Source organism: Lentzea sp. DG1S-22, assembly GCF_036321065.1.
Classification (GTDB): domain Bacteria; phylum Actinomycetota; class Actinomycetes; order Mycobacteriales; family Pseudonocardiaceae; genus Lentzea; species Lentzea jiangxiensis.
This window is the reverse complement of sequence record NZ_CP143276.1, coordinates 7,915,863-7,930,671: the sequence shown is the minus strand read 5'-3', so window position 1 is coordinate 7,930,671 and position 14,809 is coordinate 7,915,863. Positions and strand designations below refer to the sequence as shown.

Annotated in this window: 16 protein-coding genes; 9 read left to right on the top strand and 7 right to left on the bottom strand. The window is 70.7% G+C overall.

Annotation, left to right across the window (positions count from 1 at the left end):
- Nucleotides 1-21: 21 nt before the first annotated feature.
- On the bottom strand, nucleotides 22-1,083 hold the full coding sequence (locus V1227_RS37720; protein WP_329789890.1) for a DNA polymerase IV: 1,062 nt from the start codon (nucleotides 1,081-1,083) through the stop codon (nucleotides 22-24).
- Nucleotides 1,084-1,093: 10 nt separating this feature from the next.
- Here V1227_RS37720 and V1227_RS37715 point away from each other — a divergent pair, with 10 nt between their 5' ends.
- Nucleotides 1,094-1,540: an NUDIX domain-containing protein gene (locus tag V1227_RS37715; RefSeq protein ID WP_329789889.1), complete on the top strand. Its 447-nt coding sequence runs from the start codon at nucleotides 1,094-1,096 to the stop codon at nucleotides 1,538-1,540.
- Here V1227_RS37715 and V1227_RS40780 read toward each other — a convergent pair.
- The 3 genes from V1227_RS40780 to V1227_RS37695 form a co-directional block, all read right to left on the bottom strand.
- On the bottom strand, nucleotides 1,527-2,684 hold the full coding sequence (locus V1227_RS40780) for an endonuclease (protein WP_442916413.1): 1,158 nt from the start codon (nucleotides 2,682-2,684) through the stop codon (nucleotides 1,527-1,529). The genes V1227_RS37715 and V1227_RS40780 overlap by 14 nt on opposite strands.
- Nucleotides 2,685-2,755: 71 nt before the next feature.
- Nucleotides 2,756-3,661, bottom strand: a complete 906-nt coding sequence (locus tag V1227_RS37700; protein ID WP_329789888.1) for an NADP-dependent oxidoreductase — start codon at nucleotides 3,659-3,661, stop codon at nucleotides 2,756-2,758.
- A gap of 79 nt (nucleotides 3,662-3,740) precedes the next feature.
- A complete protein-coding gene (locus V1227_RS37695; protein WP_329789887.1) occupies nucleotides 3,741-4,244 on the bottom strand; it encodes a DinB family protein in 504 nt (167 codons plus the stop codon).
- Between the two features lie 55 nt (nucleotides 4,245-4,299).
- On the opposite strand from V1227_RS37695, the gene V1227_RS37690 reads away from it, so the two are divergent.
- The 3 genes from V1227_RS37690 to V1227_RS37680 all read left to right on the top strand — a co-directional run bounded on the left by V1227_RS37690 (nucleotide 4,300) and on the right by V1227_RS37680 (nucleotide 7,462).
- Nucleotides 4,300-5,442, top strand: a complete 1,143-nt coding sequence (locus V1227_RS37690) for a GNAT family N-acetyltransferase (protein WP_329789886.1) — start codon at nucleotides 4,300-4,302, stop codon at nucleotides 5,440-5,442.
- A 38-nt stretch (nucleotides 5,443-5,480) separates the two neighbouring features.
- Entirely contained in the window at nucleotides 5,481-6,146 is a 666-nt protein-coding gene (locus tag V1227_RS37685; RefSeq protein WP_329789885.1) for a YqeB family protein, read from the top strand.
- 173 nt (nucleotides 6,147-6,319) lie between these two features.
- Nucleotides 6,320-7,462 (top strand): cysteine desulfurase-like protein, encoded by a 1,143-nt coding sequence (locus tag V1227_RS37680; protein ID WP_329789884.1) that lies wholly within the window; start codon nucleotides 6,320-6,322, stop codon nucleotides 7,460-7,462.
- Here V1227_RS37680 and V1227_RS37675 read toward each other — a convergent pair.
- The gene (locus V1227_RS37675; protein ID WP_329789883.1) at nucleotides 7,455-9,068 is read right to left on the bottom strand and encodes a hypothetical protein; all 1,614 of its coding nucleotides are present in this window, start codon (nucleotides 9,066-9,068) and stop codon (nucleotides 7,455-7,457) included. The two genes, V1227_RS37680 and V1227_RS37675, sit on opposite strands and share 8 nt — an antisense overlap.
- A gap of 96 nt (nucleotides 9,069-9,164) precedes the next feature.
- Here V1227_RS37675 and V1227_RS37670 point away from each other — a divergent pair, with 96 nt between their 5' ends.
- Both V1227_RS37670 and V1227_RS37665 read left to right on the top strand, forming a co-directional pair.
- Nucleotides 9,165-9,350: a hypothetical protein gene (locus tag V1227_RS37670; protein ID WP_090095819.1), complete on the top strand. Its 186-nt coding sequence runs from the start codon at nucleotides 9,165-9,167 to the stop codon at nucleotides 9,348-9,350.
- Nucleotides 9,337-10,257: a YihY/virulence factor BrkB family protein gene (locus V1227_RS37665; protein WP_329789882.1), complete on the top strand. Its 921-nt coding sequence runs from the start codon at nucleotides 9,337-9,339 to the stop codon at nucleotides 10,255-10,257. The genes V1227_RS37670 and V1227_RS37665 overlap by 14 nt, the downstream gene beginning before the upstream one ends.
- Here V1227_RS37665 and V1227_RS37660 read toward each other — a convergent pair.
- The gene (locus V1227_RS37660; protein WP_329789881.1) at nucleotides 10,228-10,593 is read right to left on the bottom strand and encodes a hypothetical protein; all 366 of its coding nucleotides are present in this window, start codon (nucleotides 10,591-10,593) and stop codon (nucleotides 10,228-10,230) included. The two genes, V1227_RS37665 and V1227_RS37660, sit on opposite strands and share 30 nt — an antisense overlap.
- 136 nt (nucleotides 10,594-10,729) lie before the next feature.
- On the opposite strand from V1227_RS37660, the gene V1227_RS37655 reads away from it, so the two are divergent.
- Nucleotides 10,730-11,404: a GNAT family N-acetyltransferase gene (locus V1227_RS37655; protein WP_329789880.1), complete on the top strand. Its 675-nt coding sequence runs from the start codon at nucleotides 10,730-10,732 to the stop codon at nucleotides 11,402-11,404.
- 49 nt (nucleotides 11,405-11,453) lie between these two features.
- Complete coding sequence (locus V1227_RS37650) at nucleotides 11,454-12,209, top strand: EI24 domain-containing protein (RefSeq protein ID WP_329789879.1); 756 nt, start codon at nucleotides 11,454-11,456, stop codon at nucleotides 12,207-12,209.
- Here V1227_RS37650 and V1227_RS37645 read toward each other — a convergent pair.
- Nucleotides 12,199-14,154, bottom strand: a complete 1,956-nt coding sequence (locus V1227_RS37645; protein ID WP_329789878.1) for a beta-propeller domain-containing protein — start codon at nucleotides 14,152-14,154, stop codon at nucleotides 12,199-12,201. The two genes, V1227_RS37650 and V1227_RS37645, sit on opposite strands and share 11 nt — an antisense overlap.
- Before the next feature lie 171 nt (nucleotides 14,155-14,325).
- On the opposite strand from V1227_RS37645, the gene V1227_RS37640 reads away from it, so the two are divergent.
- Complete coding sequence (locus V1227_RS37640; protein ID WP_090095813.1) at nucleotides 14,326-14,700, top strand: FKBP-type peptidyl-prolyl cis-trans isomerase; 375 nt, start codon at nucleotides 14,326-14,328, stop codon at nucleotides 14,698-14,700.
- Nucleotides 14,701-14,809: the final 109 nt, after the last annotated feature.

The following is a 14,809-nucleotide window of genomic DNA, read 5'->3' as shown; positions in this document are numbered from 1 at the left end:
TCCTAGCGGTGGAACGTCTACTTACTGATACGTCGAGGGAGAAGGATTCGGTTCGACATCATCTTCTGAGAATTCCGCGCGTACGCCCAAAAGACGGACCGCGCGGCCGTGTTCGAAGCGGTCCAGCACGACCAGAGCGGCGGCGGCCAGCTCGTCCGCGGACGAGGTCGGCGCCGGCAGCTTCATCAGGCGCACCTTCGTGAAGAACGGCACGAACCGCACCTTCACGCCCACGCGCACGGCCGGGCGTCCCTCGGCGACCACGTCGGCCGCCACCTGGTGGGCCAGCGCCACGACCTCGCGCCGGATGTCCTCCAACGAGCTGAGGTCCTGCTGGAACGTCTTCTCGTGCGAACGCGACTTCACGACCCACGGCGTCGCGCTCACCACCGTGTCGCCCGCGCCCAGGGCGACGGTCCGGTAGTAGGGCCCCATCCGCGGGCCGAAGCGGGAGGCCAGCACGTCCGGCGACGCGGCGGCCAGGTCCGCCACCGTGACCAGCCCCAGCTCGGCCAGCTTGCGCTCGGTCTTCGCGCCGATCCCCCACAGCGCGGACGTCGGCCGGTGCCCCATCACCCCGGCCCAGTTCTCGCGGGTCAGCCGGTACACACCCGCGGGCTTGCCGAACTCGGTCGCGATCTTGGCGCGCAGCTTGTTGTCGCCGATGCCGACCGAGCAGTGCAGGCCGGTGGACTCCAGGACGGCCGCCTGCAGCGACCGGCCCAGCTCGACGGGGTCGTCGACCGAGGCGCCGACGAACGCCTCGTCCCACCCCATCACCTCGACGACGACCGGGAACGACCGCAGCACGGCCATCACCTCCGCCGACGCGGCCTCGTACAGGGCGTGGTCGGCGGGCAGGAACACGGCGTCCGGCAGCTTCTTGAACGCCGTCCGCAACGGCAGGCCGGAGCGCACGCCGAACGCGCGCGCCTCGTAGGAGGCGGTGGCCACGACCGCGCGCTCGGTCGGGTCGCCGTTGCCGCCGACGACCACCGGCTTGCCGCGCAACGACGGATCGCGCAGCACCTCGACCGCCGCGATGAACTGGTCGAGGTCCACGTGCAGGACCCAGTCCGCCATGCTGGACAGTATGAAACGGTCGGCCGGAATCCTGCTGTTCAGACGAACCACCCAGCTGGAGGTGCTGCTGGGGCACATGGGCGGCCCGTTCTGGGCCCGCAAGGACGCCGGGGCGTGGTCCGTGCCGAAGGGCGAGTACACCGACGACGAGACGCCCGAACAGGCCGCGCGGCGCGAGTTCGCGGAGGAGCTCGGGCTGCCGGTGCCGGAGGGCGAGCTGATCCCGCTCGGCGAGGCCAAGGGGTCCGGCAAGACCACCACGGTGTGGGCGCTCGAGGGCGACCTGGACCCCGACGCCGTCACCCCCGGCACGTTCGAGATGGAGTGGCCGCCGAAGTCGGGGCGGAAGAAGACCTTCCCCGAGGTCGATCGCGTGCAGTGGTTCAGCGTGGAGGAGGCGAGCGCGAAGATCGTCTCCGCGCAACTCCCCTTCCTCGAACGACTCAAGGCCAAATAGAGGCGACCCACTCCGGGTGGTCGATGAACGGGTTGCGGTTGCGCTGGTAGCTGTCGTGGATGACCTGGTTGCGCCGCTTCTCGAACGCGTCCGGCGGGTCCTGCTGGCTCCACTGCTTCAGCACCGAGAGCTTGCCCATGTACGGCGCCGTGCCGTTGGAGACGGAGTTGTTCATCTCCAGGTTCACGTAACCGTCGTTGCCCTCGTAGCGCACGGCCATGTAGAAGATCATGCGCGCGACGTCGCCCTTCACGGCGTTGCGCGGCTCGAACGAGTCGCCGTCGGCGTAGCTGCCGGGGGCCTCGCTCACCGCGGACCCGCCGATGTCGAAGTCGAGGTTGCCGCGGGCGGCGTTGACGGACACGTCCTCCGGCCGCAGGTGGTGGATGTCCGTGCCGGGACCGGTGGCGGTGCCGAAGTCACCGTGCGACTTCGCCCAGACGTGCTCGCGGTTCCAGTCGTCGGCGTTGCCGCCGTTGGTGGACTTCGCCTGCGAACGGCCGCTGTACAGCAGGATCACGTTGTTCGCGTTGGCCGGGTCCTGGTCGGTGACCTTCAGCGCGTCCCAGACCTGGTCGTAGCTGAGCTTGGTCTGGTTGCGGATGATCGAGTTCAACGCCGACTTGAGCGCCGCGCCGGACTTGCCGCAGGCCGCGGTGTAGTAGGCCTCGCAGGCCGAGGACCCCGTGGTGGTCGTCGGCGGAGTGGTCGTGCCGGTCGGCGGGGTGGTCGTGCCGGCGAACGCGAACGCCGTCGACGAGGTCAGGCCGGCGTGCGAGAAGTACGCGCTCAGCGTGCCGGTCACGTCGATCTGCCTGCCCAGCAGGGACGGGTTGGTGCGCAGGCCCCACGAGGCGCGGAACGCCGACGGGATCTGCACGTAGATCATGTTCGACGTGCTGGTCGTGGACGCCGAGTCGGCCAGCGCGAGCGCGTAGTCGTTCGGGTAACCCGAACGTATGACCGTGGTGGTGGCCGTGGGCTGGCCGACGACGTACCCGCGGACCGTCGCGGACGAAGCGTTCTGCTGGCTGATCGCCTGGGCGACTGTGAGCGGGGCTGCTGCGACAGCGGCGGTCGACCCGTACAGGCCGACCGCCGCCAGCAAACCGACGACTAGAGCAAGTGGACTCCACCGCGCCATGAGCACTCCCCGATCGTGTGGATGTTTCGCACACGATCGGTGTACATGGTCAACGGATGGTTAACGAGCGGTCACGGCACCAGGACGACCTTGCCCGTCGTCCGCCCCGACTCGACGAGCTCGTGCGCCTTCGCGGCCTCCGCCAGCGGCACCACGTGGTCGATCTGCACCCTGAGCTGCGGCAACGCGGCGAGATCGGCACCGGACGCGGTCACGCTGAGGAACAGCTCGAACCGGATCCCGAGCTCGGAAGCTCGGTCAACGTCAAAACCCGGGTTGCCGGGAATGATCGACACGAGCACCCCGCCGGGCTTCAGGACGCGGGCGGACCGCTCGGCGTACTCACCGCCGATCGTGTCGAGCACGACGTCGACCGGCTCGATCTCGGTGAAGTCCCGCGTGCGGTAGTCGACTACCTCGTCCACGCCGAGCGAGCGCAGGAAGTCGTGCTTGGCCGCCGACGCCGTGCCGATCACGTGCGCGCCCCGGGCCTTGGCGATCTGCACGGCGAGGTGCCCGACACCGCCGGCGGCCGCGTGGACCAGCACGCGCTGACCGGCGGAGACGCCACCGCGTCCGACGAGCGCCTGCCACGCCGTCAGCGCCGCCATCGGCGCCGCGCCCGCCTGCTCGACGGTCAGCCAGGACGGCCGCCGCACCAGGTTCGAGGCCGCGACCACGACGTACTCGGCGTAGCCGCCTCCCGTGCCGGGGAAGTCGAGGAGCGCGTAGACCTCGTCCCCCTCGGCGAACCCCTCACCGGCCTGCGCGACGGTGCCCGCCACGTCCCAGCCCAGCGTGAACGGCGGCTCCCCGAGCGCGGGAAACCCTCCGGAGCGGATGTAGGTGTCGACCGGGTTGACGCCCGCCGCACCCACTCTGACCAGCACCTGACCGGGCCCTGGCGCGGGCTCCGCGGCCTCGCCGACCTCCAGCACCGACGCTTCGCCGACCGACTTCTGCGTGATGACTCGCATGATGATCCCCTTTGACGTTCTCGACGGGCACCATCTTGCAGTTAGCGCCAACTTATAGAAAGTAGGCACTTTTAGGTGACTAGATCTCTCTCAGGTACAGGTCCCTGAGCAGTGCGATCTCTGCGAGGTGATGGATCACCTCGCGGTTGATGTGCAGCACGAGGGTGGCCATCGGCTCAGCGGCGAACGGCCCCTCCGCCGGACCGACCGCCTTCGAGAGGTCAGCCGTGCGCGCACCGGCCATCCACGCTTCGTAGGCATCGTCGAGTTGCTTCAACGCCTCGTCGGCGCTCATCGCGTACTGCCAGGTGGCGTAGTCGGCGGGCGGGCCACCGAAATGCGAGGCCGTGCGCGCGTTGAGCACGCCCACGATGACGTGCGCCATCCGCCAGGCGATCGTCGTGACCGGCGCGGGTTCGGGGGTGGGGTACTCCCAGTCGATCGAGTTGTCCTCGTGCACGGTCCACGCACCGGGCACGGGCTCCCAGAAGTACTCGTCGTCGGTGAGGCCTGCCAGCCGCGCCCGCGCCGCCACGTCCCAGTGGAACGCGAGCTGGTCCGTCAACTGCCTGTTCCAGTCCATGCCCGGCACGGTAAATCCGTTTGCGGACAACGACCGCCCTGGAAACACTCCGTCCGTGGACATCCGCACCTCGCGCCCCGAAGACGTGGACCGGGTCGCCGAACTCATCGTCTCCCGCCTCGACCCCGGCGACGGCGTCGACGCCCGCCTCCTGATGACCGACCCGGACGCGGGCTGCGACTGGGTCGGGGTCGCCGCCGACGGCGACCGGATCGTCTCCACCCTCACCCTGATGGACGAGACGGTGACGCTCGCGGGCCTCGACATCCCCGCGGGGCAGGTCGAACAGGTCGCCACCGACGTCGAGCACGAGGGCAGGGGCCTGGTGCGGCGGCTGATGGGCTGGGCGCACGACAGGTCGGCCGAACGCGGCCACCTGATCCAGTTCGTGATGGGCGTCCCGTACTTCTACCGCCAGTTCGGCTACGTCTACTCGATTCCGATCAAGCAGAACCGCGCGTTGGTCGAGACCCCGCAACCCGTTGCGGGACACGCCATCCGGCGCGCGACCGAGGCCGACATCCCGGTGCTCCAGGCCCTGCAGGACGCCGCACAACGCGGCGCCGACCTGCGGATGGGCCACACCACGCCGTGCTGGCGCTGGCTGCTGCACCGCACCGGCTCGACCACGTGGGTCGTCGAGCGCGACGGCGTGCCGGTGGCCACGGGCCGCAGCACGCCCGAGGAGGAGGGCGACGTCGTCCTCGGTGAGATCGCCGGCGTGGACGACGACGCGGTGAAGGCGTTGGTGGCGCTGGTGAACCCGGCCCAGGTCGGCGAGCGCCACCCGGCGCTGGAACCCCTCCTCGCCGACCGCGCCCCGGAACTCGACCAGTGCATGGTGCGCATTCCCGACGTCCCGAAGCTCCTCGAGCACCTGCGGCCGGTCTTCACCCAGCGCCTGCGCGGCCACGAACCCACCGAGGTGGTGCTCGGCTTCTTCCGCACGCACGTCCGCTTCCACTGGGACGGCGAGGAGATCGGCCCGTTCGAGTGGGGTGGCACGCTGCTCGGCCCCGGCGCGGTGGGCGGTGCGGGGATCGCCCCGGACCTGCTGGCACCGCTGCTGTTCGGTCCGCACGGCATGGACGGCCTGCGCCGGATCTTCCCCGACGTCTACCCAGGTCCGAAGACAGAGCTGATGACCAGGCTGTTCCCGCCGGTCACGAGCGACCTCCTGACCTTCTACCTCCCCTGACCTAAAGTAGACCGATCACTCGGTCTAATATCGGGCGCATGACGACGGTGCAGGAGTCCGCGGCGGTCCGGTACGGCATCTGGGTCGCGTGCCCGCTCGCCGGTGCCGCCGCGGGCTGGGGGCTCGGGCTGGCGGCCGGAGGGATCACGACGCTGGGGTGGTTCCCGTTCCAGGGCGTGTTCCGGCTGTTCACGGACATACCGCAGCCGTGGGGAACGGTCGTGTCGCTCGGCGTGGGCGCGGTCGCGGGTGTCGTGTTCGCGCTGTTCTGGGCGAGCGAGATGATGTCGGTCGAGGTCTCGACGGGCGGTGTCGCGCTGCGCAGGGACGACAAGACCTTCCGCTTCGGCCGGGACGAGGTCGAGTCGGCCTTCGCCGACGGCAGGCAGCTCGTCCTGCTCGGCCGCGACGGCGCCGAGCTGGCCCGGGAGAAGTCCGACCTGAGCAGGGCGAAGCTCGAGCGCGCCTGCACCGCGCAGGGCTACCGCTGGCGGGACGCCGACCCGTTCGCCGCGGAGTTCCGGATGTGGGTCGAGCACGCCCCCGACCTGCCGGCCGACGTGAACGCGCTGTTCACCGCCCGCAGGAAGGCCATCTCGAAGTACGAGGCCGAGGAGGCCGCGGAACTGGCGCGGGAGATCCGCAAACGCGGAGTCGCCGTGCGGGACGAGAAGAAGAGGCAGTACTACAGGCGCGAACGGTAGACCCGGTCGAGCACGCGCCGCGGAGTTGTTCGCGCGGAACGGTTTCGAGCGCGCGAGCCGGGTGCAGGCACTGGTCGGCAGGCCGGTCGCCCCTGACTTCGGCCCACGCGAACAGGTGATGACCCTACGGTTGATCCTTTCCCGATCCGCGGGTGCTCCAGCACCATGAGGACATGGTCTACGACGTCGCAGCGGTCCGCGCCCACTTCCCCTCGTTGCGCGAGGGTGCCGCGCACTTCGACGGCCCCGGCGGCGCGCAGGTGCCGGACGTCGTCGCCGACGCGGTCAGGGAGACGCTGACCTCGGCGATCTCCAACCGCGGCAGCGTCACGGCCTCCGAACGCCGGGCCGAGGAGGTCGTGCAGACCGCACGGCGCACGATGGCGGAGTTCCTGAACGCGGGCAGCATCGTGTTCGGGCGCAGCATGACGCAGCTGACCTACGACTTCGCCCGCACGCTGTCGAAGAACTGGCGGCCGGGCGACGAGATCGTCGTGACCAGGATGGACCACGACGCCAACATCCGGCCGTGGGTGCAGGCGGCCGAGGCGGCACGGGCCACGGTGCGGTGGGCGTCGTTCGACCGCACGACCGGTGAGCTTCCCGTCGAGTCCGTGACGAAGCTGCTGTCGGACCGCACCCGCGTCGTCGCGATCACGGCGGCGTCGAACCTTCTCGGCACCCGTCCGAATGTCGCCGAGATCGCACGGGCGGCGCACGAGATGGCGGCGTTCGTCTACGTCGACGGCGTGCACTACACGCCGCACGTCCCGGTCGACGTCGAGGCGCTGGACGCGGACTTCTTCGTGTGCTCGCCGTACAAGTTCCTCGGCCCGCACCTCGGCGTGCTGGCGGCGGCGCCGGAGCTGCTGGAGACGTTGCGGCCGGACAAGCTGCTGCCCTCGTCCAACGCCGTGCCGGAACGCTTCGAGCTGGGCACGCTGCCGTACGAGCTGCTGGCGGGCACGACCGCGGCGGTGGAGTTCATGCGCTCGCTCGACGGGCTGGAGGAGTACGAGCTCGGCCTGCGCGAGAAGCTCGAGACAGGGCTGCGCGACCTGGGCGTGCGCATCTACAGCAAGGCGTCCTCGCGCACGCCGACCGTGCTGTTCTCCGTGGACGGGCTGGAACCCGCCGAGGTGTACCGCAGGCTCGGGGCAGAGGGCGTGAACGCGCCCGCAGGCCACTTCTACGCCCTGGAGTGCTCGCGGTGGCTCGGCCTCGGCGACAAGGGCGCGGTGCGCGCGGGCATCGGCCCGTACACCGACGAGTCCGATGTGGACCGCCTGCTCGCGGCGGTCGCCCGGCTCAGATGAACAGGACCAGCGCCGCGTAGGCCGCCCCGGCGAACACGCTGACGTTGAGCTTGCGGGTCACCCTCCGGCCCCGCGGCTCGGCGATCGACGACCGGGCGCGCGCCCACATCAGCTTCTCGCCCGCCTGCCTGTCGGGCAGGTGCGGTGTCGTCAGCACGTCACCGTGCGGGCCGAACGCGAGCATGAGCTGGGGACCGGAGCGGCGCACGCCGTGCACCTGCTCCCACGGCACGCGGTAGGTGAAGACGCCGGTGTAGAGCACGACCGCGTCGTGGTCGAGGCGCAGCATGGGCTGGAACCGCGTCACGGCGGACAGCACGCACTGCACGCCGATCAGGCCCAGCACGATCAGGTCCGGGTACTCCTTCAGCGCGACCAGCGCCCCGGCGGCACCGAGCAACAGCACCACCCCCTCGGCCCGGCGGCGGTCACCCGGCCACACGGCGTGCGGCAGCTCGACCGCGGTGCCCGTGGTGACGGGCTCCCCCGGCAGATGTGCACTGTGGACGGTGTGGCGCGGGCGGACCCTGCTCAGGGTGCTGGTCGCCACCACCTCGCCCTCGACGAGCAGCGCCACCTGGCCTCCGTGGTGCCACTCCCCCGCGACGAGGACCTCCGGCGGGTCCAGCCGCACCGGCGGGTCCTCCTCGCCGCGCCACACGCGGCCGAACTGCTCGGTGTCGTGGTAGAGCGGCTCCTCCAGGCCGAGATCGGCGAGCGTGGCGACCGTGGCGATGTCGTCTTGGCCGTGCCGCAGCAGGATCCGGCGCGGGCCGAGCGGGCGCACCTGCAACCGGATCGCCTTCACCGGGCCGTTCCACAACGAGCGCCGGCGGCGTTCCCGCGCGGCCAGCACGATCGCGAGGAACACGGCGGCACCGCCGAGCGTGAGCCACCACGTGACGTCCTCCGGCTCGTTCGCCATCTGCACCCAGGTGCCGTCGGCGAGCACCGGGACCTCGTCGCCGACGTGGTAGGTGTCCGCCGCGAGCGGCTGGAACGCGGTGCGCTGCCGGTCCGGCAGCTCCACCCAGACCTCACTCGCGTTCTTGACCTCGACGACCTCGGCGTCGACACGGCTGGCCTTCGCCACGTGCTGCGCTATCTCGTCGTTGATCAGGCTGTACTGCACGAACGCCAGGAAGCCGAAGAGGACCAGCAGCACGGCGACGACGCGCAGCACTCCCCGTTGCGGCGGCAGGTCCGGCAGCGACACGAGGGCCGCACCCGCCGCGTCGTGCTGGTCCGCGCGCGACCTGAAGGTCCACGCCGCCACCAACGCACACGCACCGGCGTGCAGGACGAACGCGACGTTCGCCGCCGCGCTGCCGTCGAGCGCGAGGTCCAGGGCACCGAAGAGCACGCCCATCGCGCAGCCCGTGAGCACACGGCCGAACAGCAGCAGCAACGGCGTGGCCAGCAGCGGCACCACGGCGAGGGAGAACACCGGGTCCGGCATGCACGGGTGCGCGGTCGTGCACGGTGCCTCACCCGCGCTCGCGGCGAGGTAGAAGGCGGCGACCCACCCTCCGACGAGCCCGACCTTGGTCACCCACCACGGAACCGCCGCTGCCTGCCAGCGCTGGACGTCCACGGGACCGATCATGGCACGTCCATTGCTCCGAACGGCGTGGTTCACCCCGAACCGAGCGGGTATCCGCACCTCACCACAGCCTTTGATCATCTGGCAGGAGGCGGACACATGCTGGCCATCATCGCCGCGGTCTCGTTCGGCTTGGCGCTGATCCTGGATCTGGCCAAGGCCGGGCTCGGTGACGTGATCACGGTGAACACGCTCATCGTGCTCGGACTGCTGCTGCTCGCGCTGCACCTCGCCGGTGTCGGCTCCGGCACCCGGTCGTTCGGTTGGCGCCGTGCCCGCCGGTAACCACGTCAAGAGCCCCACCAGGCTCGACAAAGGCGCCTGGTGGGGCGTCCTCAAGCGGACCGTCAAAGAGTTCAACGACGACAACCTGACGGACTGGGCCGCCGCGCTCACCTACTACGCGGTGCTGTCGCTGTTCCCCGGGATCATCGTCCTGACGTCCGTGCTCGCGCTGCTGGGCGACACGACGACGCAGGAGCTGATCAAGTACGTCGACGAGGTCGCGCCCGGCCAGGCCGGCGACCTGGTCAAGTCGTCCATCGAGGAGCTGCAGAAGAGCCAGAACGCCGCCAGCCTGCTCGGCATCGTCGGCCTGCTCACCGCGCTCTGGACGGCCTCGGGCTACCTCGGTGCGTTCATTCGCGCGTGCAACGCCATGTACGACGTCGAGGAAGGCCGCCCGTTCTGGAAGACGGTGCCGCTGCGCCTCGCGCTCACCCTGGGCTCGGTCGTGCTGGTGTCGCTGACGCTCGGCGCGCTCGTGCTGACCGGCGGGGTGGCCGACGCGGTCGGCAACGCCCTCGGGCTCGGCGACACCATCGTGACGGTCTGGGACATCGTGAAGTGGCCGGTCATCCTGCTGCTCGTGAGCCTCGCGTTCGCGGTGCTGTACTGGGCCGCGCCGAACGTGCGGCAGCCCGGCTTCCGCTGGGTGAGCCCCGGCAGCCTGCTCGCGATCGTGCTGTGGGCGCTCGCCACCGCCGGTTTCGCGATCTACGTGGCGAACTTCGCGTCGTACAACAAGACGTACGGCTCTCTCGGTGGTGTGATCGTCTTCCTGGTGTGGCTGTGGATCTCGAACATCGCCGTGCTGCTCGGTGCCGAGTTCGACGCGGAGCTGGAACGCGGCCGCAGGCTCGCCCAGGGCGAGAAGGACCCGTCACCCGAGCCGCGTGATCTCCCGGGGTAGCTCGGCCTCGACCGCCGTCCACACGCCGTCCGGGCCCGCCTCGACGCGTTCGCTCGTGTCGCCGGGGACGAGGACCCACAGCTGGTCCTTCCCGGACAGCCACACCACGCCGATGCCGTCGGCGCGGGAGCTCGTGGCGTACTCGTAGGACTTGCGGAAGACGTCGCCGCCGTTGCGGTCGGTCACCCGCACCTCGCTCGCGCTCTCGGCGTGCGCGACGAACTTCCCGCTGGGCGAGTTCTTCGGCGCGCCGGGGCGGGCGAAGCGGTCCTCGCGGTCGCCGCCGCAGCCGGTCAGCACCAGCATGAGGGCGACGAGCGCCGCCAGCGCCCTCATGAGAGGCCGCTGCGGGAAATGCGGTGCGTCATACCGCCAAAGGTAGCTAGCGTGATCGTCCGTGTGGGACGTTCTCGAAAGCTTTTACGACTCTGTGCCCCGACCGGGATCTCGCGTTGAGGAACACGGGGAGCTGGTGCTGTTCGTGCAGGCGGGCGACGGCTACCCGCTCTACGCGCGGCCCCGGTACCCCGGCGGGCGGCCCACGGTGGACGACGTGGTGAAGATGCGCGCACGGCAGCGCGAGCTCGGTGTTCCCGAAGCGCTGGAGTGGGTGCACGAGACGACGCCGGACCTGCTCGGCGTGGCCCGCGAGGCCGGGCTGGAGGTGCTCGAGGCGCCGCTGATGGTCCTCGAACCGGACCGGCTGCCGCAGCCGCACCCGCACGTGCGCCTGCTCGGCACCAGGACGCCGGAGGTCGAGGTGGTGGCGCAGCTGGCGTTCTCGTCACCGGGCACCGCGAAGGGCGAGGCCGGTGTCGCGGAACGGGATGCGGCGCTCGCGGTGGCCACCCCCATGCCGGGCAGGCACCGGTACGCGGTGGCCGACGTGCCGGGCGAGGGCGTGCTGGCGTCCGGTACGGCGCAACGGGCGGGCGACGTCGTGGAGATCGTCGGGATCGGCACGTTGCCGGCGGCCCGGCGCCGCGGCCTCGGAGGCGCCGTCACCGCCGGGCTGGCCCGTGACGCCCTGGCCCGCGGCGCGGAACTGGTGTTCCTGTCGGCGGGCAGCGCGGAGATCGCGAGGGTCTACGAGCGCGTCGGGTTCCGCAGGGCCGGGACCGCCTGCGTCGCCGCTCCTCCCGGGTAGTCACCGCACTTCGCAGCGGCGACGGCCCCGCACCGACTATCCTGCGGCCGTGATCAAGGACTTCGGTGCCGGTGTCGGTCTGCTGCTGCGCGGGTTCCGGCTGGTGTTCAGCTCGCCCAAGCGCGTGCTGGTCGGGGCGTTGCCCGCGGTCATCACGGCGGTGCTGATGATGACCGGCTGGGTGCTGCTGTTCACCGGCATCGACTCGATCGCCGGCTGGCTGACCGGCTTCGCCGACTCGTGGAGCGACACCTGGAAGGGCGTCGCCCAGGTCGCCGTCGGCATCTCGGTGATCGCGGCCGTGCTCGGCCTGAGCGTGCTGCTGTTCACCGCGATCACGCTGATGATCGGCGGCCCCTTCTACGAGTACATCTCCGAGGAGGTGGAGGACGAGCTCGGCGGTGTGCCGGAGGCCGAGCAGATCGGCTGGTGGCGCGGGTTCGTGGTGGGCCTGCGCAGCACCCTCCTGCTCGTCGCGACCTCGATCGCGTTCGCGATCCCGTTGTTCGTCTGCGGGTTCATCCCCGTCGTCGGGCAGACGGTCGTGCCCGTGCTGGCCGTGTGCATCAACGGCTACCTGCTCGGCATCGAGCTCACCGGCATCCCGTTCACGCGCCGCGGCCGCTCGTTCAAGCAGCGCAGGAAGATCCTCGCGACGCGCCGCGGCCTGGTGCTGGGGCTCGCCGTCCCCACCTACCTGCTGTGCCTCGTCCCGCTCGCCGCGCTGGTCGTGATCCCGGCGGCGATGGCAGGCGGCACGGTGCTCTCGCACCGCCTGCTCACCGGGGACCGCGCTACGGCGTGAACGGCAGCCAGGCCTGCTGCGCCAAGCCGTTGCGCGCGTTGACCTGGACGCCCGCGTCCGAGATCGACCACAGCTGGTCGCCGATCACGATCGTGCGCCGCTGACCGCCGCGCCCGTCCTGACCGGACGGCTCGGCGATCCGGCCCGCGTCGCGCAGCCGGTCCCCCTCGACGCGCAGCACGAGCGACGACACCTCGAAGTCCGACCGGTGGCTCGACACGGGGACGACCAGCGTGCCGTCCTGCGGCCAGTACAGGAACGCGTGCGGGTCGAACTGCGCCTCGGAACTGGTGTCCGGCAGGTGGTGCTGGGCGAGCCGCCGCGGTGACGCGGGGTCGCTCACGTCGAACAGCGACACCTGCGTGCCGGTCGTCCTGCCCTGCGAGGTGGCCTCCTGGCCGACGCCGATCAGCTTCCCCTCACCCGCCGGGTGCAGGTACGCGGAGTACCCGGTGATCTTGAGCTCGCCCGTCACCCTCGGCTGCCGGGGATCGCTGATGTCGAGCGTGTAGAGCGGGTCGGTCTGGCGGAACGTGACGACGTAGCCCATCTCGCCGATGAACCGGACGCTGTAGATCCGCTCTCCCTTGCCCAGCCCACCGACCTGACCGAGCTTGGCGAGCTGGCCGCCCTCGCGGCGCAGCGTCGTGACGAAGCTCTCCGACGGCGGCGCGGCTTCCCGCTGCGGCGGTGCGACGTCGGCCGGCACGCGCCAGCAGCACCGCGTCTCCGTGCCCGTCGTGGTGGCCACGCGGAGGACGCCTCCGTGCTCCGACAACGAGTACTGGTTCAGCAGCGTGCCGTTGACCTCACCGGACGCGACGTGCTTCGGCGCCCCCGGCTGGCTGATGTCGAACTGGTGGATCGCCGTGCTGACGGGGCGCTGAACCGGTCGCCGGGAAGGGAGTTCCGGCAGCAGGCGGTGGTCGTCGGCGACGTAGAGGCTCCGGTCCGTCCCGTAGACCGTGTCGCCGTCGGCCACGATCGACACCGGTCGGCCGGTGCCCAGCTTGCCGGAGAGGTCGAACGTCAGCACGGTCAGCATCGACGTCGCGCTCGGTGCCGCCGGGCGGCTGACGTTCGCGCAGTCGACGAGCGTTCCGCTGGAGCGAGCGCCGTCCTCGTCCAGCTCGTAGCGCGGCAGCCACGACGAGATGGGCTCGTTCTGCAGGATCTCCTTGTTGCGGCGCAACGATCCTGCTTCGTTGGTCGTCTGGTCCGGGTACACCCACGGCAGGCGTGGCTGCGAGCGGACGACGACGCGCGCGGTGCCGCCGATCTGGCGGGCGTCGAGGTAGAAGCCGTCGGTTTTGAGGCTGCCGATCTCCTTGAGCGTTTCGAGGTCCACGAGGACGAGCTCGGTGCCGGTCTCGGGCGCGTACGACGGGCGGTCGGGCGGCAACGTCGGCTCGAACAGCGGGACGGGGCCCTCGGTGACGACCAGCGCGCGGTCACCCGAGACCAGCAGCTGGCTCGCGCGGCGCTCACCGAGGTCGACGGTGCCCGTGACGGCCTTGCTCGCGACGTCGACCAGCCGCAGCCTGCCGCCGGCGATGGAGACGAGGCGTTTTCCGTCGGTCTTCACGATGTCCGGCTCGTCGACGCCCTGTTCGTGGACGTTCGTCGTGGAGTGTTCCTGCTGCTGCGCGGGCGGAGTCGCGGCCCGCGCGTCGGGCGTCGCCTTCTGCGCGACGCCCGCGCTGTCGGTCGCCATGCCCTCGGCGAACATGGTGGGGCCGCCGCCGAGGCCGTACGCCGTGACGTACGGGGCCATGGCGCGGCGCAGTTCGGTCACCGCGTTGTCGCACGAGTCGAACGCGACGAGGCGCACCGGCCCGTGGTCGGCGATCGGTGGCGTGAGGGGTTCGTCCCTCACCGCGGAGCTCACGCACACTCCGGCGACGGCCAGCACGGCGGTGCCGGCCAACAGCTTCTTGCCGTTCATGGTGTGAGGACGTAAGCGGGGCCGGGAAGGGTTGCCGCCCTTCTTCCGCGGTCGCGCACCCCCGCCCCGGGCGGGCGTCGGCGGGCTTGGTCCCTGTAGGCCATTCGGCCGTTCTCACGCGCGCGTGATTGGATCGACCGCGAACAACCCCGTTCCGAGAGGAAGTCTGTGATGGCCCCCACGAAGCCTGAGGTCGACCCGCACGACGGCCCGGCGCCCACCGACCTGCTGATCGAGGACATCACCGTCGGCGACGGCGCGGAGGCCACGGCCGGGCAGTTCGTGTCCGTGCACTACGTCGGTGTCTCGCACTCGACGGGCGAGCAGTTCGACGCCTCCTGGGACCGCGGCGAGGCGTTCCAGTTCCCGCTCGGTGGCGGTCGTGTCATCCAGGGCTGGGACCAGGGCGTCCAGGGCATGAGGGTCGGCGGCCGCCGCAAGCTGGTCATCCCGCCGCACCTGGGCTACGGCGCTCGTGGCGCCGGTGGCGTGATCAAGCCCAACGAGACGCTGATCTTCGTCGTCGACCTGCTGGGTGTGAACTGACGCACTGACCCCGCGACGTCCCGCTGCTCCGATCGGTGGGACGTCGCTGGTCCTTCCGGCTCATTTGACCCGGTGCCGGAACGAGACGGGTTCCGGCTGCGTCATCCTT